The organism is Labrys monachus (assembly GCF_030814655.1).
In the GTDB taxonomy this organism is placed as follows: Bacteria; Pseudomonadota; Alphaproteobacteria; order Rhizobiales; family Labraceae; genus Labrys; species Labrys monacha.
In genome coordinates this window covers 1,407,629-1,425,966 of record NZ_JAUSVK010000001.1, presented here as the reverse complement: position 1 = coordinate 1,425,966, position 18,338 = coordinate 1,407,629, and the positions used below count along the sequence as shown (strand labels likewise).

Genomic DNA, 18,338 nt, shown 5'->3' with positions numbered 1-18,338 from the left:
CGGCACCGGAAGGATGGAGATGGGGCAACCGGCTTGGGGGTCGTGCGGCGGTCGCGACTACCTCTTGCCGTCCTTGTGGTTGGATTTTCCGTCCCGGCGTGCCGCGCCGACGCTTCGCTCGGGATGATCGGTGTCCTTGCCGGCCTCGCGCTGGTCGGACTCCGTCGGCGGCTTGACGTTGTCGAAGCGATACCCCTCGCTCTCCGTGGCATAGGGCTGCGTCAGGTTTCTCGGCGGTCCGGCCGAGCCGGTCTTGTCTGATCTGGCGCTCATGGCTGCCCCTTACCCTATTTGCGTGGTTGCAAACCCTACCCCTCCGCGTTTGTTCCTGCCGGCGCACCGGCCGGCTCGGGCGGAACCGGGCGCCAGACTGTCACGTTACCTGGCGGTCAATGCGAGAGGTTTCCATGTCGAAGGCAGATCGTCGTCGAAGGCAGATCGTCCGGGCCATCCCGACAATCCCAAGCTCGATCCCCATCCCCGCTCCAATACGGAGAAGGATCCCGACGACTGGGTGTCCGGGGACGAGCCGATGACCGGCGCGCAGGCCTCCTATCTCACCACGCTCTGCGAGGAGGCCAAGGTCGCCCCTCCGCCGAACGACCTTTCCAAGGCCGACGCGTCAAAAATGATCGACGAACTCAAGCAAGTGCTCGGGCGATAGCCCATGACGAATAAAATGACTTTGAATCCGCAATTCGAGCCGATAGCATGCGGCTCTCGCCGAAAAGGAATGAAAAGCGATTCCGTCGTCATACGAATGGGCTAGATCCAAGCGAGAATTCCAGTGAGGCGACTCGATGCTGCCGTTGTTTCATTCGAAGCCTGTGTTCTCTGCTTTCCTCTTCATCGTGGTCGGCATTACCATGGCAGGGGGCGGAGCCTGGCTCCTCTTTCTCGACGGACCTTCCTTCTATCTTTTCGCAGGGCTTGGCATTCTCCTGACGGGCGCGATGCTGCTCGGAAGCACCCCGGCCGCCATCTGGTTCTATGGCGTCGTCCTGCTCGGCATGGCGACGCTGGCGGTCCGGGAGGCGGGCTTCAACGAGGCTGAACTGGAATCCGAATTGCTCGCCCCCGCCATCCTGGGGCTTTATCTGTTCATGCCGCTGGCAGCGCGCCATTCCCGGCGCCGCTCCGAATCGCGGCGGGCGGAGCCGGCCTTCCAGATGCGCATGGCCCTGCTGGCTCCGGCGCTCGGCATCGTCAGCGCCATTGCCGTCGGCGCGCTGAGCGTCCTCAATTCCGCCGATGTGTCCGACGAGGCGCTGGCCGGCCGCCGTATCGCCAATGTCCGCGGCATCGACATGCAGAAGCCGGACATGGGTTCATCCCCGGGGGCGTCGTTGGGCGCGCCTCGCAGCGCGGACATGTTTTCTTCCCTCAACCCGCGCTTTTCCTGGCGGGACGAGCGGACGGATTATCCGTAGCGCCCGCCCAAAATCGCTGCAGGGGTTGACCGTGCTGGCGACGTATCTTCCGTCTTCCGGCGGAGACTGCGCCGGGCGATAATGGAGCAAGCTTCGAGCGGACAGAGGGCGTCCGAGTGGGGACACCTCACCCGGCGGTGTGGCCGCCATGCTCGGCGTTGCGTTTGCGCGTGGCGGCTGCCTTCTTCGCGGAGGCGGAGCGGTCTGCGGCCGAGCGCGAGGCGGAAGCTTCGCCCCCGGCCTTGCCGCCCTTATGCGCTGCGGGATGGCCGGTCGACTTGCCACGGCCGGAGCCGCCTTCCTTCTTGCCGCCGCCATCGTCCTTGTTGACGGTCGCCCAGGCACGACGTTCCGCTTCTCCTTCGGATACGCCGCGCTGCTCATAGCTTTCGGCGATATGGTCGGCCTTGCGTTCCTGCTTTCCGGTATATTTAGACTTGTCACCCCGGGGCATGGCGTCCTCCTCCTCTTCGTTCCGCAGGAACGGAGAAGGACCTCGAAAGTTCCCTCGGCGCGGCGGCCTGGTCCCGCGAAACATTGGAACTTGAGCGCGGCAATATCGTTACTTCGGGCACCGGATCATTTTTAAACGGGGAAGTGGAATGAAAAGCATCGCTGTCGCATTTGCGTCCGTCGCCCTCCTGACGAGCGGCGCCTTCGCACAGAGCACCTCGGCTCCGGTGCCGCCGCCCAACGCGATGAAACTGTCCGCGATGATCGCCAAGGTGGAGAGCCGGGACAAGTTCCTGTATCTGTCCGACATCGAATGGTCGCAGAGCGGCTATTATGAAATAACCTATTACACGACTGACAAGGCCAAGGTTCAGTTGAACCTGGATCCCGTCTCGGGGCAGCCGAGATAGCAGCGCCATCCTGTCGGGATGCCGACGCCTTCATGCGCCGGCCTCGTCAGGAAGGATTGCGCCCGAACGCCTTGGCGATCGAGGTCGCTTCGTTTGCCCGGTTCGCCAGGAAACCGGCATCGAGATCGAGTGCCGGCTTTGTCCCGAGTTGGTCCCGGGAGTCCTTCAGCCCGTTCTTGGCCCACAGCGTCGACACCCCCTCCTTAATGGCCGCGTCGTAGGCGGGTGCGGCGACGCTGACGTCGCCGGCAGCCTGGGAAGCCGACCCCAGTGTCGCCCACGACGAAGCCTTCAGAGGGCCGTCCGGCGCGTGGAAAATTGCCGCGGCGGCGAGGGTAGCGGCCTGTCTGTAGTCGTCCTCGTTCTTTGTCAGATTGCCGCGTTTGGTCATGCTGTCGGCCGCTGCCTTATAGGCTTTCGCAACATCTAGGCTGCCGTCGACCTTTCCGTCGATCGCAGACCAGGAATTCGGGACGAGGGAGGCGGCGTACGACCAGTACAGGTTCCGGGCCTCCGTATAGGCCTGGGCGGCGTCCTGTTTGGACCCAGCCACGCGAAGTGTATCGCCCAGAATTTGAAAGGCGTCGCCAGCTGCAAATTTGCTGGTGCTGCTGGCCAGCGTAAAATCACGGAGGAGCGTATAACCAAGCCTGCGCTCGACGATGATAGGCATGACCGCGAGCATTCTTTGCGGGTCGGCCAAGACAGGAAATTGCCCATTCTTCCTGCGCTCCGCTATTCCCCATATAAGAGCCTTTGCCAGCCGAAGATTGTTGACCCCTCGGGGAGGGACCACGGGTGGCTGAAAAGCATTCCTCAATGCACGCGCATCACCGGAACGGAATATATCCAATATCTTCTCGGTATCTTGGTCGGGAATGAAGGGAAGTATAACGTCTCGTACGCACGACATCGGAAGTACGACCGTCTCCGCCATGGAGCTTGTGCCGCCCGATTCCCGTCCCTCGACGGCAATGCCGTCCACCAGTCCCTCGTCCGTGAGCACCGCCGATCCGCTGTCTCCATGCAGGGTGGGTGACCGGATCACGAAATTGCAGTCGGATTGGCGGCCCGGCTTTCCCGTTGCTTCCAGCGGGCTCGGGCTGTCGCGACCGAAGCCCGTGACCCGATGCTCATGCTCGACATCGATTGTATCGAACTGGACCTCGAACGCGCCAGAGGCCGATTCCGGATGCTCCAGCTTCAAGACGGCGATATCGGGCTGGTCGTCGGTCCCGGTCGCAGCGGCTTTTGGCAGGAGCACGATGGCTTTGTAGAGATCCGACGAGTTGGCGAAGGATACCCATACAGCGTCACGGGCTCCCCGCACGACGTGAGCCGCCGAGACGATAAGCCCCGCCTCGCTGTCGACAACAAATCCAGAGCCGTCCTGGGCCGATGCATCGCTGGTGCGAAAAATTCGGACGGAGGATTGGGAGAGTTCCCTCGTCATCGTCGTCTCGTCGATCTGCGGAAATGTGAAGGAATCTGCCCTCGCGGCCTCGTCAGCCGCACCGAGCATCAGCAGCAACGCACAGATCTCGATACAGGCTCTTTTTATCGACGCGCTCGTCATTGCGCTCACCTCTTGAAGGTGACGGTGATCTTCTGCACTTGGGAACTGGCGACGGCCCCGCCCGCCGACGCCTCGAATGGCGGGAACTTGACCTCCAGCCTGCCGTCGGCGCCCCTCTCGACGGCAAAATGAACCGATGCGACGAATTCGCTCGCTATCAAAGGCGGTTTTCCTTCGCCCGCCGCCTGGATCGCATGTGCGCCCGAAAGAATGGCTTCGCTAAGAATATCGGCCAGATGCACAGTGGCAATACTCGAATTCGTCCCGGGAGAAGGTGGTATCAACGTCAGATTTATCGTAGAAGCGTATTCATTATTCCCGGATGCACCGAGCTCGACGACCCAAAGGCTTACTTTCCCGTCAGCCTCGACTTTCATGGAAGTATTTATTTCAAGTTCAGCCTTCTCCAACTTCGGAAGTTGCTGCGCCTCGGAGGCTTCAGCCACTTTCAGCAGGGCAACCTTAACCTCACGGACGAGATCGGAAAGGGGATAATCGCTGACCGAGCCAGCCGCGAAGGCGCTGAAGGGCAGTAACATGACGGCAAAACAAGACAGGAACCAAAGGATCACACGCATGGCGAGCCTCCATCCTAATCGTCGAGAATTCAAAGTCGGTGACTGGGGTTTTCTATTTCAACAATCTTCGGGATATTAGCACAATGATATTCAGAAGCGAGCCCGTTCCGGAAAAGCATTCGAAGACTATGCCGTCATCCTCGGCTCCCACCGTTGCGCGGCGATCCGCATGGGAAGAAGCGGAGGGCCTGGGGATTGATCTCGTCGATTTCCGCCAGACGAGCCTGCCGGGTGCGCCGCACGCGGGTGTCACAGCAGGCCGGGCCTTAACTTCGATCGGCGGCTGATGATCTTGCCGGAGACCATGAAGACGCCATCGCCGGTATAATGCAGCGTGCGGGGATAGTGCGGTGAAGAGGCGACATGGGCCTTCACCACCTCGAAGATGAAGAAGTTGTATTTGTCGACGAGGCTGTCGTCCGCCAGCCGGCATTCGAGATTGGCATGGCATTCGCGGATCAGCGGCGCGCTCACCTTCAGGGCCGGTGCGGGCGTGAGGCCGAACGTCTCGAACTTGTCGACATCGGCGCCGGAGCAATTGCCGATGCCGACGACCTCATCGGTGAGCGCCGTGGTCGGCACGTTGATCACGCATTCGCCGCTTTCGCGCACGAGGCGAAAGCTGTGATTGCCGGCGGAGATGACGCACCCGACCAGAGAGGGGGAGAATTCCATCACCGTGTGCCAGCCCATCGTCATGATGTTGGTCTCGCCCTGCCAGGCGGAGGACACCAGCACAATCGGGCCGGGTTCGAGGCAGCGCCGGATCCGGGAAACCGGCATGTCAAGCTTGGCCGCCGCCTGCTTGCCCGCTTCACGCGCCATATCGTCGTTCACCATTCCTTCGTGCGCCATGACTCGTCGAAGGCCCGCCTCAGGCTGCAGCGAGCCTCGACTTGCCCAGCCGCTTCACGGCATCCGCCAAAGGCCGCTCGGCATCGCAATACTCCTTCCACGCCGCGGTCTCGACGAGAAGATTGGGCACGGTGCGAATGGTGAAGCGCTTCGGATCGAGGTCCGATTTCACCTGCGTCCAGGTCAGGGGCATCGAAACGGTCGCGCCCGGGCGGGCGCGCGGCGAGAGTGGCGCCACCGCCGTCGACATGCGGTCATTGCGCAGATAATCGAGGAAGATATGCCCCGTCCGCAGTTTCTTGGCCATGTTGACGACATAGGCCTGCGGCTTGTCGCGTGCCATGCGGAGGCAGACCTCGTGGGCGAACGCCTTGGCCTCGGGCCAGGTGGGCTCACCCTTCGCGGGCAGCGTCAGCGGCGCCACCACATGCAGTCCCTTGCCGCCCGTCGTCTTGCAAAAGCTCACGAGGCCGAGTTCCTCCAGCCTGTCGCGCATGTCCTTCGCCGCCTCGACGACAGCGGCGAAGGAGACGTCCGGCCCGGGATCGAGGTCGAAGATCAGCCGGCCTGGCGTCTCCGGCTTTCCGGGCTGGCAATTCCAAGGATGCAGTTCCAGCGCTGCGACCTGCGCCAAGGCGGCAAGGCCCTCGATGCGATCGACCTGAAGATAGGGCTTGTGGTCGCCGAAGACCTTCACGAGTTCGAGCAGGCTGGAGGTGCCCGGGCCGGCATGGCGCTGGAAGAACTGCTGGCCTTCGAAGCCGTCGGGCGCGCGCACGATCGAGCAGGGACGGCCCGCGATATGCGGCATCATCCATGAGCCCACCGCCTGGAAATAGAGGGCGAGGTCGAGCTTGGTGACGGGGACGCCGTCGCCGGCGTCGGGCCATAACGGCTTGTCGGGCTTGGAGATCATCACGCCCATGACGACCGGCTTGCGATCGCTGCGCCGCGCCGCGACGGCAGGCTTGGGCTTCCCGGGCGCGGAGAGGACTTCCACCTTCTCGGGCGCAACCGGCTTTTCCGTCTCAACCTCGGCGGCCGGCTTGTCTTCCCTCAGCCCCTTGAAGGCAGCCTGCCGGACCATGCCGGCGCCTGTCCAGCCGGCGAACTCGATCTCGGCGACGAGTTCCGGCTTCGTCCATGTGACGTTGGGCTGCTTGCGCGGCGCGCCGATGCCGCTGAAGGGCGAGCGATCGGCCGCGACGGCCTGTAGGCGCGGCAGCAGGCGCTTGACCTTCGCCTCACTGTAGCCGGTGCCGACGCGCCCGAGATAAATGAAGTGTTCGCCGCGATGAACGCCGACGAGAAGCGAGCGGAATTTTCCCTCCGTCGTCGTCCAGCCGCCGATGACCACCTCATGTCCGGCCCGGCATTTCGCCTTGGTCCAATTGTCGCTCCGCCCGGACCGGTAGGGCGCGTCGAGCCGCTTGGAGATGATGCCCTCGAGCGACAGCCGGCACGCCGACTTCAGCACCGCATCGCCGCCGTTCTCGAAATGCTCGACGAAACGGATGCGTGCAGCCGGGCCGGCGTCATGGGCGTCGAGCAGCGCCTTCAGGCGGGCCTTGCGCTCCGCCAGCGGCAGAGACCGCAGGTCCTCGACGCCGGAGAACAGCAGGTCGAAGGCGTAGAAGACCAGATTGTCGGTGTCCTGCTCCGACAGGGCCGCCTGCAGGGCCGCGAAATCGGGCGCGCCGTTCTCCTCCAGAGCCACCACCTCACCGTCGATGATCGCATCCGGCAGCGATTGCGCCTCCCGCGCCACGGCACCGAACTTGCCCGTCCAGTCGAGGCCCTTGCGGGTCTTCAGCGTCGCCTGTCCGTGCTCTATCCGCAATTGCAGGCGGTAGCCGTCGAACTTGATCTCGTGCCCCCATCCCTCCCCGGCCGGCGGCCGCTCGACGGACTGGCAGAGCTGGGGCGGAATGAACGACGGCAGCGAGGGCGGCGTCTTCCCGTCCTCCCGCGCTGCCCCGCCGGCCGCCCGCGGCTTGCGGCCGGTCGGCGCGGACCGGCGCTCGCTGCCGCTCCTGCGCTCTTCGGCGGCCGGACCTTCCTTGCTGTTCCAGATCGCATCGGGCGCTGTATCGCCGGCATCGACCCGCATGAAAGGGGTCGGCGCCCTGCCCTCGCCGGCGGCGATCGCCGCCATGGTGCGGCCGGAGGCAACCGAGCGGTCCTCGTCGAGAACGGTGTCGGCCTCGCCCTCGCGCGCATATTCGTCGCGATGCTTGATGAGCAGCCAATTGGTCCGCTTGCCGCCGGCACGGTCATGTTTCATGCGCACGAGGACCCAGCTGCCGTGGAGGCGCTCTCCCTCGAGAGTGAATTTGAGGTCCCCATCGGCCAGCGCCTCCTCCGGCGTGGCCGAGCCCTCCGGCTCCCAATAGCCGCGGTCCCACAGCTGGACCGTGCCTCCGCCATATTGCCCCTTGGGGATGGTTCCCTCGAAATCGCCATAGTCGAGCGGGTGGTCCTCGACTTCCACCGCCAGCCGCCTCTCATGCGGATCGAGCGACGGGCCGCGCGTCACCGCCCAGGATTTGAAGACGCCGCCGAGTTCCAGCCGGAGATCGTAGTGAAGCCGGGTCGCATCGTGCTTCTGGATGACGAAACGCCGGCGATTGGAGCCGGTGACCGTCGCGTCGCCGCTCGGCTCCGCCGTCCTGTTGAAATCCCGCTTGGAACGATATTTCGAAAGCGTGCCTGTGGATGAATCGGACATCGGATGAACCACGCTTGCTGGATTGGTCGCCTCGTTTCGCGGCATTCACGGTAACGCGGCAGAAAGCGCTTTGGTTCGCGCCGCGCTTGTCCGGGAAAGTCGGTCGGATGCCCCCGGATAGCAGAACCTCTCCGCCGGGACATCCCGGCGGAGAGGCTGGGTCACAGCGCTCGCGGTTTGGCGCGACCTCCCGGAATCGCGAGGGCGCATCGAAACGAAAAGTCGTCGCCGAACGGCGTTTCAGCGGAGAAGCGCGCGGCCCTATGAGCGGCCGCCGTGGCTATGCTCGCCACCCTTTTTGCCGGCCTCGGAGGCCTTCTGGCGGTCATCCGCGAAATTGGTGCCGCCATGCTGAGTCTTGCTTCCCTCAGTGCTTTGGCTGTGCTGGCCGCCGTGGCTATGCTCGCCACCCTTCTTGCCGGCTTCCGACGCACGCTCGCGATCATTCGCGAAATTTCCTTTTCCACCACGTTCCTGACTTGCCATGACTGGCCTCCTGTTCACGGTTGGACGCACGGACCTCGCTGGCCGTACCGGACTCAACGGCTCGAGCTCTCGTGAGTTCCGGACATTCGCAGCGCCGCTGAACAAACGCAGGTTGCATTCGTTACTGCGCCACCGCAACAGGTGGCATGGCCATGTCGCACAAGCGTCTTGGCCCCGATGAGGTGACGGATGTCGAGCATGGAAGGGGAGCCGGAGCGTTCAGTTCCCGGGGCTCAGGACGGCGGCAAGCTCGATTTCCTCAAGATATTGGGCCCGGGTCTGATCACCGGCGCCGCCGACGACGATCCGAGCGGCATCGCCACCTATTCGCAGGCGGGAGCCCAGTTCGGCTTCGCCATCACCTGGACGATGCTCTTCAGCTACCCGCTGATGGCGGCCATCCAGGAGATCAGCGCCCGCATCGGGCGCACCACCGGACGGGGGCTGGCGGGAAATCTGCGGCGTCATTACCCGGCCTGGCTGCTGCCCGGCATCGTGGGGCTGCTTTTCGTCGCCAACGCCATCAATATCGGCGCCGATCTCGGCGCCATGGGCGAGGCCGTCCGTCTTCTCGTCGGCGGACAGACGGCCTGGTATGTCCTTGCCTTCGCCGCCGTGAGTACGCTCCTGCAGGTCTTCATGCAGTATGCGCGCTACGTCTCCGTGCTCAAATGGCTGACAATTTCCCTCTTCGCCTATTTCGCCACGGTCATCTTCACCAAGCTGCCGCTCGGCGAATTCGCCCGAGGCTTCTTCATTCCCACATTCAGCGGCGACGTGGCATTCTGGACGACGGTCGTCGCGATCCTCGGCACCACCATCAGTCCCTATCTCTTCTTCTGGCAGGCTTCCCAGGAGGTCGAGGACACCCGCGCCGAACCCTCGCGCGCGCCCCTCGTTCACGCGCCGGAGCAGGCATCGACAGCGATAAGACGGATCCGACTGGACACCTATATCGGCATGGGCTTCTCCAGCCTCGTCGCGCTCGCCATCATGGTCACGACCGCGGCGACGCTGCATGCGGCGGGAACCACCGACATCCAGACATCCAGCCAGGCCGCCGAGGCCCTTCGCCCGGTCGCGGGCCAGTTCGCCTTCGTCATCTTCGCGCTCGGCATCATCGGCACCGGCCTGCTGGCGATCCCGGTCCTCGCCGGCTCGGCTGCCTACGCGCTCGGCGAGGCCCTGCGGTGGCCCACGGGCCTCGCCCGCAAGCCGAAGGATGCGAAAGCCTTCTATGCGACGATCGCCATCGCCACGCTGCTCGGCACCGGCATCAATTTTTCACCTCTCGATCCGATCAAGGCCTTGTATTGGAGCGCGGTCATCAACGGCGTCGTCTCCGTCCCGGTGATGGGAATGATGATGCTGATGACGGCCCGCCGCGACATCATGGCCGGCAACACCGTCAAAGGCCCTCTTCGCTGGATCGGCTGGCTCGGCACCGCGGTTATGGCGGCGGCGGTGATTGCCATGGCCGCGACCAGCCTGGGCTGACGGAGCAATGCTTTGATCCGTGGCGGCGTAGCGATGGCCGCACCTTGCCAGCGGCCATCGCTTCAGAACGGGCCACCCGCCTCAGCGGGGTCGCCTTGCCAGCGAGCGCTCACTCTTTCTTGCCCGACATCCTGTCCTCGGCATTGCCGGTGCCGGGCGGGACCTTGCCGCTGAGCTTGTGGCGCTGGGCTTCGTTTACGTTCTCGGCAGAGGCCGGTCCTCGATTGCCGAGCTTGCGTTCCGCATCCCTGACTTTCTTGCCCGCATCGGGTTCCTTGGCTGTCATCGTTCTCTCTCCCATAATAGTGCCGATCGATACTGAACGGACGCGAGGCTTGAGTGTTCCGACGGCGTTCGGCAGATAATATCGCGGCATCGCGCGTTCATTTAACCGGTCTGACAAGTCAAGGATTTCGGACAGCGCTGCGGGAACTGACACTTATATGGCGCGTTCCTCCGATATCGTTTGAATTTCATGGAGGGCACTATGGGACGTGGCATCCTGCTTTGGCTGCTGGGGGTTCCGATTCCGATCATCATCCTTATCGCCCTGCTGTACCATTGAGGGGGCGACGCCATGTCCCTCTCCTCAATTGAAATAACCAGCCCCGACACGACGTCCGATTCCGCCGTCTCCTGGGCCGCCATCATCGCCGGTGCCGTCGGCGCGGCGGCGCTTTCGCTCATCCTGCTGCTCCTGGGCTCGGGTCTTGGCCTGTCCATGGCCTCGCCATGGTCGGGCCCGAGCGTCACGACCTTCGCCGTCTCGACGGCGATCTGGCTGATCGTGGTGCAGTGGCTCGCCTCGGGCGTCGGCGGCTATATCGCCGGCCGTCTGCGCACGAAGTGGAGCGGCATCCATACCGATGAGGTCACGTTCCGTGATACCGCCCACGGCTTCCTCGCCTGGGCCCTGGCGACCCTTCTCGTCGCCGGTCTCCTCGGTTCGGCCGTGACGTCGATCGTCGGCGGCGGCGCCTCGGCCGTGACCTCGATCGCCTCGGGTGCGGCCCAGGGCGCGGCCAACAAGGGGGTCGACAGCCTGTCGAATTCCTCGGGCTACTATGTCGACATGCTGCTCCGGCCGGCCCAGCCCGCCGCGGGCTCACCGGCACCGGCGGCGAATGCTGCCGACGCGCGGACCGAACTGTCCCATATCTTCGTCATGAGCCTGGCCAACGGCAGCCTCTCGGCTTCCGACAAGGATGAGGTCGTGCGCCTCGTCGCCAGCCAGACCGGCATGTCTCAGGCGGATGCCCAGAAGCGGGTCGACGACGTTGTCGCGCAGATCGACAGCGCGAAGGAGAAAATGAAGCAGGCGGCCGACGAGGCCCGCAAGGCCGGGTCGAAACTGGCGCTCATGACCTTCCTGTCTCTCCTCATCGGCGCCTTCATCGCCAGTGCGGCGGCGGCACTCGGAGGAAAGCAGCGGGACGAGTACTGATCGGCGACGGAGCCGGTTCTCACCGGCACGCGCTCATCATACATTATATATGAGGTGCAGGTCAGCGCCGCGGGAAGCATCCAAGCTTCTCGCGGCGTTTTTCCTGATTTGCCTCCCCGCGTGGGCCGCCTCAGGCCCGCTCGTCGTCGGACGCCGGATCGACGCTGTGGCGATATTCGGCGAACACCCGGAAGGCGACGACGATGATGAGGAGGATCGGCGTGGCGAGCACGGCCCCCACCGGCCCCCACAACCAGAGCCAGAATGCGAAGGACAGGAACACCAGCAGCGGCGACGTGGTCAGGCGATGGCCGACCAGGGCCGGCGTGGCGAGTTCCCCTTCCACGAGATGGCAGAGAAAATAGAGACCGGCCGGCCAGAGCGCCGCGACAGCCGTGGGCGCCACGAGAAAGCCGGCGGCGAGCAGGGCCGCAGTGACGATCAGCGGGCCGATCAGCGGAATGTAGTTCATCATGGCGGCAAAGGCGGCCCATGCCGGGGGATAGATGAAGCCCCCGCCCCAGGCCAGCAGCCCGGCGATCAGCCCCATCACGCAATTGATCACGGTGATGATGCCGAGATAGAGCGCGACTCGCCTCTCGACCCGATCGAAGAAATCGCCGGCGGACTTGCGCGCCTCCCGCTTCAGCCACAGGCGCAGGACATGGGCCTCCATCTGCCGCCGGGTGCTGAGATAGAAATACATCGTGAAGATGCACAGCAGGAACCCGCCTGCGAAGGCGCCTGAAGCAAGAGCCACCTCCAGCCAGGAACCGCCGCCCGTGCCCGCGGCGATGAGCGCCTGGACGGGCGCCTCCGCAGGACCGACCGTCGCATCGCCGAGCAGGCGGCCGAGGTCGAACAGCAGCGCGACCTTGGCCCGGAGCACCGCGATCATCGCGGGGATCTGGTCCGCCCACAGCGCCAGGGGTACCGCCAGCATGCCGGCGGCGACGAGGAGGATGGCGAGGAAGGAGACCACCACCAGCGCGGCGGCGAGGGCGCGCGGCACGCCCCGATCGGCGATCCAGTCGGTCACCGGGCCGAAGATGAGACCGAGAACGACGCCCGCCGTGATCGGCATCGAGAAGAGCTGGCTGGCCTTGAGGGCACCGACGAGGAGAATGAGGAGAATGCCGACCGCTGCATAGCGCAGCACGAGGTCGGGCGGCGGCCGCAACAGATCGGCCGGCGGATCGCCGGACGGGCCCCCTTCGACGTCGGCAGGGGGCTCGGGGGAAGCCCGACGCCGTTCATCCGAGAATCGCGAGCCTGCCATGGTCTTCCTTCTGCCGGGGGCGGCGGACCCGCCGGACGCAAGAGACGCCTCGCCTCCGCCGTGTCCCGCCCCGCGGCTCGCGCGATCAGAAGTATTTGGCAGGCTTGTTGAGGATACCCGAATTCACCGGGTCGGGCCCGATATCGTCCACGCTGGCAAGACCGAGGATTTCGGCCAGGCGGGCGCGCGCGCGATTGACCCGGCTCTTCACCGTGCCGAGCGCCACATCACACACCTCCGCCGCTTCCTCATAGGAGAACCCCATCACCCCCACCATCAGGAGAACCTCGCGATGCTCCTCCGAAAGCTGCTCCAGCGCGTGGCGGAACTCGTGCATTTCCAGCCCGCTCTCCTGGCCGCCGCGGGTGGAAAGCTGCTCGGCATACATGCCGTCGACATCCTGCACCTCGCTCCGGCGCTTGCGGTAGATCGAATAGAAATTGTTGCGGAGGATGGTGATGAGCCAGGCCCGGAGATTGGTGCCGGGCGCGAACGTGTCGAATTTCGACCATGCCTTCACCAGCGTGTCCTGCACGAGGTCGTCGGCCGCATGGATGGAGCCCGAAAGGGAAATCGCGAAGGCCCGCAGATAAGGTATTTCGGCGACGAGAAGCTCGGTGGGCGTCTTTTCCTTCTGCTCCCTGCGCGCGTCGGTGGGCGGCTTTTCAGTGAGAAGCCCGGTTGGTGCCTTTTCCGTCATTTTGCCTCCCTTTCCTTCGCCTCGAGCAGCGCGAGCAGCGCGAGAAACTTGTCAGGGATCGGCTCACTGACGATATCCTGCGAATAGGCCCGCAGGGCCTTTCCAAGCACATCCTGGATTCTGTGATCGAGCGTTATGTCATCTTCCTGACCGTTCACTTCGTTTTCAGGCTCCTCGCCATCAGAAGGCAGGACTTTCCCAGCCATTTACTCTTCTCCATCGGTCACGAAGCGCAAACCTCGGTATCCCGCTCGGCGGCATTTCTTGCCGTCCGACGTCAACTCACAAGAACAGGCCGGGCGAAGATTTGTTCCCAAGGCGTAAATATATTTCTTGCGGGTTGACGGGGCAAAGAAAGTTGCAGAGTTTTCGCGCACACGGATCATCAAGGTGGAATTCTGTGCTTCGTCGCAGGAGGAGGCTCGCATGTCGATCGCCAAGGAAGTTGCCCCCCATTTGCCTTATCTGCGACGCTTCGCGCGCGCCGTGACGGGCTCCCAGCAAAGCGGCGACGCCTATGTCGTCTCCACGCTGGAAGCCCTGATAGCCGATCCGTCCGCCATCTCCCTCGAAGCCGGGGCTCGCCTCGGCCTCTACCGCCTGTTCATCCGTTTGTGGGGTTCCGTTCCGCTGAATGCCGCCTCCCCGGCGGAGACCGGCGCCCTGCCGGGCCAGCGCAGCCTCAACCAGCTCGCGCCCCGCTCGCGCCAGGCCTTCCTGCTCCATACCGTCGAAGGCTTCCCCATCGAGGACGTCGCCGCCATCCTCGATACCGGCATCGACGAAGTCGGCATGCTTCTCGGCGCTGCGGGCCGCGAGATCGCACAGCAGATGTCGACCGACGTGCTGATCATCGAGGACGAACCCGTCATCGCACTGGACGTGGAACAACTCGTGCTCGATCTCGGCCACCGCGTGACCGGCATTGCCCGCACCCATGAGCAGGCGGTCAAGCTTGCCAATGAGAAGCCGCCGGGCCTCGTCCTTGCCGACATCCAGCTCGCCGACGGCAGCTCCGGCCTCGACGCCGTGAATGAGATCCTCCACAGCCTCGATCTGCCGGTCATCTTCATCACCGCCTTCCCCGAGCGATTGCTGACGGGCGAGAAGCCGGAGCCGGCCTTCCTGATCACCAAGCCGTTCCAGGTCGACGTCGTGAAGGCGACGATAAGCCAGGCGCTGTTCTTCGATCGCAAGGCCTCCAGTCACGCCGCCTGAACGGCGGCGGCATTCCGGCGGACTTGGCGTGGCGCCCGATCGTCCCTGCGGCGCACGCCCTCGCGGCCACACTCACCGAAACCCGGCCGGCTGCCCGAGAAAGTTGCGATACCATCGATCGCAGCTTCCTCCAGCCTGTTGTTTCAATGAACTTTCTTGATTCGGCAGCCCGTCATCTCCGGTAAACACCCTCGCGCATTTTCCAGAAAATGCTGATCGGCTTTTCGATTGGGAAAACACGTCAAAGCAACAGGCTAGAGATCGGCCCGGATGGTGACGTCGAGGCCGGTCGCCTCGAACTTCACCTGCACCTCGCCGTTGAGCTGGCGCGCCAGGATGTTGTTCAGAAGCTGCGAGCCGAAGCCGCTACGCGCGGGAATGACGACCAGCGGTCCGCCGCTCTCCCGCCAGTTCATGGCGAGCTTGCGCTCCCCTCCGGTGTCTTCGGTCGTCCATTTGAGATGGATATGGCCGGCCGGAACCGAAAGCGCGCCGAATTTCAGCGCGTTCGTCGTCAGTTCATGGAAGGCCATGCCGAGGGCGAGGGCGAGATCCGACGGCAGCCACACATCGGTTCCCTCGAAGGTCACCTGGTCGTGTCCCTCGGTGCGGTAGGGATCGAGTTCGAGGCGAACCAGGTCGGCGAGGGGAATGCGAGCCCAGGAATTCTCCACGAGCAGCGTATGGGTGCGGCTGAGCGAGACGATCCGGTCGGCGAAGGTCTGGCGGAAAGCCTTGATGTCGGTCGCCGACCGCGCCGTCAGATTGGCGATTCCCTGCACGGTCGCCAGCGTGTTCTTGACCCGGTGATGGAGCTCGCGGTTCATCAGTTGCTGATGTTCCTGGACGCGCTTGATCTCGTCGATATCCATCACGGCGACGACGGCGCCGATGATGATTCCGGCCTCGTTGCGCAGCGGGGCACCGACGATCTTGACCCAGCAATGGGTGCCGTCCCCCCGCAGGTAGTTGCATTCCAGCTCGGGTCTCTCTTCCAGGCCTGAAAGCGCGCGGACCGCCGGATATTCATGCCGCGCGACACGCCGGCCATCCTCGTGGAAGGCCGTCCAGACCTCCTCCGCCTGGCCCTCCGGCGGCGGGACCACACGATGCCGCATGATCGTCTCGATCGCGGCGTTGGCCTCGATGATCCTGCCGCTCGGCGCCGCCGCCAATACGATGCCGACCGGGACCGTCTCGATGATCGTTCTGAGCCGTTCCTCCATCTGCCGGTGCTTGGCATCGATGAGGACACGTTCGGTCACGTCGGCAAAGGCGGCCAGGGCTCCGACGATGGTGCCGTCGGCGTCGCGCAGGGGCTCGGCATTCACCGCGAATGTCAGCTTGCCATTGCCCGGAACCATAACCGCCTGCTCGACCCCGGAGCTGCTCTCCCCTTTCAGCGCCCTGGCGAGCGGCATCTCGTCGAACGGCTGCCCGCCGGGATCCGACAGTTGCGAGACCAGATCGCGATAGGACTTGCCGATCACCTGGTCGACCGTCATCTGCAGCGACTGCGCCAGCATCCGGTTGGCATAGGTCACCACGCCGCCGGCGTCGATCTCGACGATGCCGCTCGGGGTCGCATCGAGGATGCGCGCCAGCCTCTCCTCGCTCGCGGCGAGTTCGATCCCACGCCGATGCAGGCCCAGCGAAGCCTGGGCGAGCCCCTTGCCGAAAATGTTGATCTCCCGGATGGAGGTCAGCAGCTTGCCCGGCGACCCGCCGCGCTCGACGAGAGAAGCGCTCTCTGACAGGTATTCGAGCGCGAGGACCATGCGCCGGCCGATGATCCAGGCCATCAGCATGGCGAGCGAAAAGAGCGCCGTTCCCGTCAGCCCGATCAGCCAGAGGGAACGTCGCAGGGGCGCCTCCAGATCAGCCTTCGTCACCTCCACCGCCACCTGCCAATTGGTCGCCTGGGACTGCGAAAAGGCGACGAATACCCGCGTGCCGTCCAGCGACAGGCCCTTCCAGGTGCCTTCGCGCTGGCGCAGCGCCGAAACGAGGCCGTCCAGCCGCTTGCCGACATAGGCATCCTGGCCGGTGTTGCGTGCGACCACGAAGCCGTCGGCGTCCAGGATCGCCGCGTTCCAGCCCGGCGCCATCGGATTGCGCCCGATCGTGCGTACGAAATCGGCCGCCGGCAGGATAAGGCCGAGGTCGAGGTCTTCGCCGGACGCCGCAGTGACCGGCAGGCTGATCATCACGCTCGGAGATCCCGTCGCCGGGTCGGAGAAGAGATTGCTGATCGTGATCCGCCGGTCGCCATTGCCGGTGCCGAGCGAGGCCGAAGAGGTGATCGTCGGGAAAGGCCGATCGGGAAAGCCGCTCGGCGCCGCCCGCAAGCGGCCCGTGGCGTCCAGCAGGACGAGGGTCAGCCCGGTCCGGCTTCGCAGCGCATCGAGCTCCATGCGGAGGGCGCCCGGGTCGTTCCGCCTGGAGGAATCGGCGATCGCGGAAACTTCGAGCGTCGCGATGAAGCCCGCTATCTGCTGATTGAGGTCGCCGGCAATGGAGCGTGCCGTCGTCAGCGCGCCATCCTGCATCCGGCCCCGCTCGGTCTCGGCATATTTCCACAGGACGCCAGCCATGAAGAAAAAGATCGGCAGCGTCAGCGCCAAGGCAAAGGCGATGAGATGCCAAAGCATCGAACGCTCGCGGATATTTGCCTGTGGTGTCTTCATTCCCTGGGAGATTCCTGGCGGTCGATCACGAAAGGACGCCGCCGGATCGGCTCGCGGGCCCTTCGCGCGGAACTACTTGCAACCGTCGCGTAAATCGGATCACCGCCCGCAGGAAAGCAGCGGGCACTCGCCGATCGTTTGGGGCTCAACTCCCCGGAATGCAAGCCGGTTCCGCATCACCGCGCGCTCCCGCCGGAGAGCGGCGACCGCCAGCCTATCCGCCGAGAACCATGTGCTCCTGCCGCATCCCGCTGTTGTCATGATCGAGCGCTTCTCCCCCGCAGATCCCGCCGTATCGCGGCCTGCCGCGCGCCGCCTCCTGGCGGGAGGAGGCGCCGCCGTCCCATCGGGCCTGGCTGGTGACGGCCCGTTCGGCATCGCCGTATATTCCGCATCCGCGTTCGCGATCCCTCAGGCGGCCGGAGCGGGCGCTCCCGCCGGGCATTTCCCGAACTCGACCGGCCGCAATTTCTCGCCACCGGACCTCAAGCTCGACTATGTTAAAAGACATAGCGGCATGCAATAATATTGCCTATCGAAATGAACCTCGCGCCAGGCAAGATCCACCTGTGGCGACCTTCGTGACGCTGGCACCTGATGACAGAGATGCAACTTGCTCCCGACGCCGTCGTCCTGATCGTCGAGGACGAGCCGATCATCGCTGCGTCGATAGAGCTTTTCCTGACCGACCTCGGCGCGAAGGATATTCATGTCGCCCGAAATTCGCATCTGGCCTTCGCCCTGATCGAGCATCGGCGTCCGACGCTTGCACTCGTGGACTGGCAGTTGCGGGAGGAGACGTCCGCGAACCTGGTCTCCCGTCTGCGGGAACTCTCGGTCGGGATCATTCTCGTGACCGGCTACAGCGAGAGCCAGCATATCGGAGAGGATTGGGTGGGGCTCGTCGTGCTCGAAAAGCCCTTCGGCGAGGATGCCCTTCGGGCGGCGATCGCCAGAGCGATGTCCACCGTGGAGCCGGTCAGGCACGACAAATGAA

20 protein-coding genes are annotated in these 18,338 nt (G+C 64.4%); 8 read left to right on the top strand and 12 right to left on the bottom strand.

What is annotated here, in order from left to right; translation table 11 throughout:
- Positions 1-57 precede the first annotated feature (57 nt).
- Entirely contained in the window at positions 58-273 is a 216-nt protein-coding gene (locus J3R73_RS06270) for a hypothetical protein (protein ID WP_307423843.1), read from the bottom strand.
- Here J3R73_RS06270 and J3R73_RS06265 point away from each other — a divergent pair.
- Both J3R73_RS06265 and J3R73_RS06260 read left to right on the top strand, forming a co-directional pair.
- On the top strand, positions 254-664 hold the full coding sequence (locus tag J3R73_RS06265; protein ID WP_370879849.1) for a DUF3072 domain-containing protein: 411 nt from the start codon (positions 254-256) through the stop codon (positions 662-664). The genes J3R73_RS06270 and J3R73_RS06265 overlap by 20 nt on opposite strands.
- Positions 665-800: 136 nt before the next feature.
- Positions 801-1,430 carry a hypothetical protein gene (locus J3R73_RS06260; RefSeq protein WP_307423839.1) on the top strand — a complete coding sequence of 210 codons (630 nt, stop codon included), beginning with the start codon at positions 801-803 and terminating at the stop codon, positions 1,428-1,430.
- A 127-nt stretch (positions 1,431-1,557) separates the two neighbouring features.
- Here J3R73_RS06260 and J3R73_RS06255 read toward each other — a convergent pair whose 3' ends face one another.
- Positions 1,558-1,884, bottom strand: a complete 327-nt coding sequence (locus J3R73_RS06255; protein WP_307423836.1) for a plasmid stabilization protein — start codon at positions 1,882-1,884, stop codon at positions 1,558-1,560.
- A 148-nt stretch (positions 1,885-2,032) separates the two neighbouring features.
- On the opposite strand from J3R73_RS06255, the gene J3R73_RS06250 reads away from it, so the two are divergent.
- A complete protein-coding gene (locus tag J3R73_RS06250; RefSeq protein WP_307423833.1) occupies positions 2,033-2,293 on the top strand; it encodes a PepSY domain-containing protein in 261 nt (86 codons plus the stop codon).
- Positions 2,294-2,339: 46 nt separating this feature from the next.
- Here J3R73_RS06250 and J3R73_RS06245 read toward each other — a convergent pair whose 3' ends face one another.
- The 5 genes from J3R73_RS06245 to J3R73_RS06225 form a co-directional block, all read right to left on the bottom strand.
- Positions 2,340-3,869, bottom strand: a complete 1,530-nt coding sequence (locus tag J3R73_RS06245; RefSeq protein ID WP_307423831.1) for a S1 family peptidase — start codon at positions 3,867-3,869, stop codon at positions 2,340-2,342.
- A 5-nt stretch (positions 3,870-3,874) separates the two neighbouring features.
- Complete coding sequence (locus J3R73_RS06240) at positions 3,875-4,447, bottom strand: trypco2 family protein (protein WP_307423829.1); 573 nt, start codon at positions 4,445-4,447, stop codon at positions 3,875-3,877.
- A gap of 249 nt (positions 4,448-4,696) precedes the next feature.
- Positions 4,697-5,287: a flavin reductase family protein gene (locus tag J3R73_RS06235; protein ID WP_307423826.1), complete on the bottom strand. Its 591-nt coding sequence runs from the start codon at positions 5,285-5,287 to the stop codon at positions 4,697-4,699.
- 34 nt (positions 5,288-5,321) lie between these two features.
- A complete protein-coding gene (ligD, locus tag J3R73_RS06230; protein WP_307423823.1) occupies positions 5,322-8,030 on the bottom strand; it encodes a DNA ligase D in 2,709 nt (902 codons plus the stop codon).
- Between the two features lie 261 nt (positions 8,031-8,291).
- On the bottom strand, positions 8,292-8,516 hold the full coding sequence (locus J3R73_RS06225) for a con-10 family general stress protein (RefSeq protein WP_307423820.1): 225 nt from the start codon (positions 8,514-8,516) through the stop codon (positions 8,292-8,294).
- Between the two features lie 198 nt (positions 8,517-8,714).
- Between J3R73_RS06225 and J3R73_RS06220 the strand changes: the two genes are divergently transcribed.
- Positions 8,715-10,013, top strand: coding sequence for an Nramp family divalent metal transporter (locus J3R73_RS06220; RefSeq protein WP_307437138.1), 1,299 nt, complete (start codon positions 8,715-8,717; stop codon positions 10,011-10,013).
- A 109-nt stretch (positions 10,014-10,122) separates the two neighbouring features.
- On the opposite strand, the gene J3R73_RS06215 is transcribed toward J3R73_RS06220, so the two are convergent.
- Complete coding sequence (locus J3R73_RS06215; RefSeq protein ID WP_307423817.1) at positions 10,123-10,452, bottom strand: hypothetical protein; 330 nt, start codon at positions 10,450-10,452, stop codon at positions 10,123-10,125.
- 138 nt (positions 10,453-10,590) lie between these two features.
- Here J3R73_RS06215 and J3R73_RS06210 point away from each other — a divergent pair, with 138 nt between their 5' ends.
- Positions 10,591-11,457: a hypothetical protein gene (locus J3R73_RS06210; protein ID WP_307423815.1), complete on the top strand. Its 867-nt coding sequence runs from the start codon at positions 10,591-10,593 to the stop codon at positions 11,455-11,457.
- 130 nt (positions 11,458-11,587) lie between these two features.
- Here J3R73_RS06210 and J3R73_RS06205 read toward each other — a convergent pair whose 3' ends face one another.
- The 3 genes from J3R73_RS06205 to J3R73_RS06195 form a co-directional block, all read right to left on the bottom strand.
- Positions 11,588-12,736: an AI-2E family transporter gene (locus J3R73_RS06205; RefSeq protein ID WP_307423812.1), complete on the bottom strand. Its 1,149-nt coding sequence runs from the start codon at positions 12,734-12,736 to the stop codon at positions 11,588-11,590.
- A gap of 85 nt (positions 12,737-12,821) precedes the next feature.
- Positions 12,822-13,436, bottom strand: a complete 615-nt coding sequence (locus J3R73_RS06200) for a sigma-70 family RNA polymerase sigma factor (RefSeq protein WP_307423809.1) — start codon at positions 13,434-13,436, stop codon at positions 12,822-12,824.
- Positions 13,433-13,642: a NepR family anti-sigma factor gene (locus J3R73_RS06195; protein ID WP_307423804.1), complete on the bottom strand. Its 210-nt coding sequence runs from the start codon at positions 13,640-13,642 to the stop codon at positions 13,433-13,435. The genes J3R73_RS06200 and J3R73_RS06195 overlap by 4 nt, the downstream gene beginning before the upstream one ends.
- A gap of 220 nt (positions 13,643-13,862) precedes the next feature.
- Here J3R73_RS06195 and J3R73_RS06190 point away from each other — a divergent pair, with 220 nt between their 5' ends.
- Positions 13,863-14,654: a response regulator gene (locus J3R73_RS06190; protein ID WP_307423802.1), complete on the top strand. Its 792-nt coding sequence runs from the start codon at positions 13,863-13,865 to the stop codon at positions 14,652-14,654.
- A gap of 254 nt (positions 14,655-14,908) precedes the next feature.
- Here J3R73_RS06190 and J3R73_RS06185 read toward each other — a convergent pair whose 3' ends face one another.
- Positions 14,909-17,305: a sensor histidine kinase gene (locus J3R73_RS06185; RefSeq protein ID WP_307423800.1), complete on the bottom strand. Its 2,397-nt coding sequence runs from the start codon at positions 17,303-17,305 to the stop codon at positions 14,909-14,911.
- Between J3R73_RS06185 and J3R73_RS06180 the strand changes: the two genes are divergently transcribed.
- On the top strand, positions 17,247-17,867 hold the full coding sequence (locus J3R73_RS06180) for a hypothetical protein (RefSeq protein WP_307423798.1): 621 nt from the start codon (positions 17,247-17,249) through the stop codon (positions 17,865-17,867). The genes J3R73_RS06185 and J3R73_RS06180 overlap by 59 nt on opposite strands.
- A gap of 80 nt (positions 17,868-17,947) precedes the next feature.
- A complete protein-coding gene (locus J3R73_RS06175; RefSeq protein ID WP_307423795.1) occupies positions 17,948-18,337 on the top strand; it encodes a response regulator in 390 nt (129 codons plus the stop codon).
- The last annotated feature ends 1 nt before the right edge of the window (position 18,338 follow it).

Coding starts and splice junctions, on each gene's coding strand:
- J3R73_RS06185 (WP_307423800.1), bottom strand. CDS start 17,305: ATGCTTTGGCATCTCATCGCCTTTGCCTTGGCGCTGACGCTGCCGATC.
- J3R73_RS06270 (WP_307423843.1), bottom strand. CDS start 273: ATGAGCGCCAGATCAGACAAGACCGGCTCGGCCGGACCGCCGAGAAAC.
- ligD (WP_307423823.1), bottom strand. CDS start 8,030: ATGTCCGATTCATCCACAGGCACGCTTTCGAAATATCGTTCCAAGCGG.
- J3R73_RS06205 (WP_307423812.1), bottom strand. CDS start 12,736: ATGGCAGGCTCGCGATTCTCGGATGAACGGCGTCGGGCTTCCCCCGAG.
- J3R73_RS06240 (WP_307423829.1), bottom strand. CDS start 4,447: ATGCGTGTGATCCTTTGGTTCCTGTCTTGTTTTGCCGTCATGTTACTG.
- J3R73_RS06260 (WP_307423839.1), top strand. CDS start 801: ATGCTGCCGTTGTTTCATTCGAAGCCTGTGTTCTCTGCTTTCCTCTTC.
- J3R73_RS06180 (WP_307423798.1), top strand. CDS start 17,247: ATGAAGAAAAAGATCGGCAGCGTCAGCGCCAAGGCAAAGGCGATGAGA.
- J3R73_RS06225 (WP_307423820.1), bottom strand. CDS start 8,516: ATGGCAAGTCAGGAACGTGGTGGAAAAGGAAATTTCGCGAATGATCGC.
- J3R73_RS06220 (WP_307437138.1), top strand. CDS start 8,715: ATGGAAGGGGAGCCGGAGCGTTCAGTTCCCGGGGCTCAGGACGGCGGC.
- J3R73_RS06235 (WP_307423826.1), bottom strand. CDS start 5,287: ATGGTGAACGACGATATGGCGCGTGAAGCGGGCAAGCAGGCGGCGGCC.
- J3R73_RS06250 (WP_307423833.1), top strand. CDS start 2,033: ATGAAAAGCATCGCTGTCGCATTTGCGTCCGTCGCCCTCCTGACGAGC.
- J3R73_RS06210 (WP_307423815.1), top strand. CDS start 10,591: ATGTCCCTCTCCTCAATTGAAATAACCAGCCCCGACACGACGTCCGAT.
- J3R73_RS06175 (WP_307423795.1), top strand. CDS start 17,948: ATGCAACTTGCTCCCGACGCCGTCGTCCTGATCGTCGAGGACGAGCCG.
- J3R73_RS06200 (WP_307423809.1), bottom strand. CDS start 13,436: ATGACGGAAAAGGCACCAACCGGGCTTCTCACTGAAAAGCCGCCCACC.
- J3R73_RS06195 (WP_307423804.1), bottom strand. CDS start 13,642: ATGGCTGGGAAAGTCCTGCCTTCTGATGGCGAGGAGCCTGAAAACGAA.
- J3R73_RS06190 (WP_307423802.1), top strand. CDS start 13,863: ATGTCGATCGCCAAGGAAGTTGCCCCCCATTTGCCTTATCTGCGACGC.
- J3R73_RS06255 (WP_307423836.1), bottom strand. CDS start 1,884: ATGCCCCGGGGTGACAAGTCTAAATATACCGGAAAGCAGGAACGCAAG.
- J3R73_RS06245 (WP_307423831.1), bottom strand. CDS start 3,869: ATGACGAGCGCGTCGATAAAAAGAGCCTGTATCGAGATCTGTGCGTTG.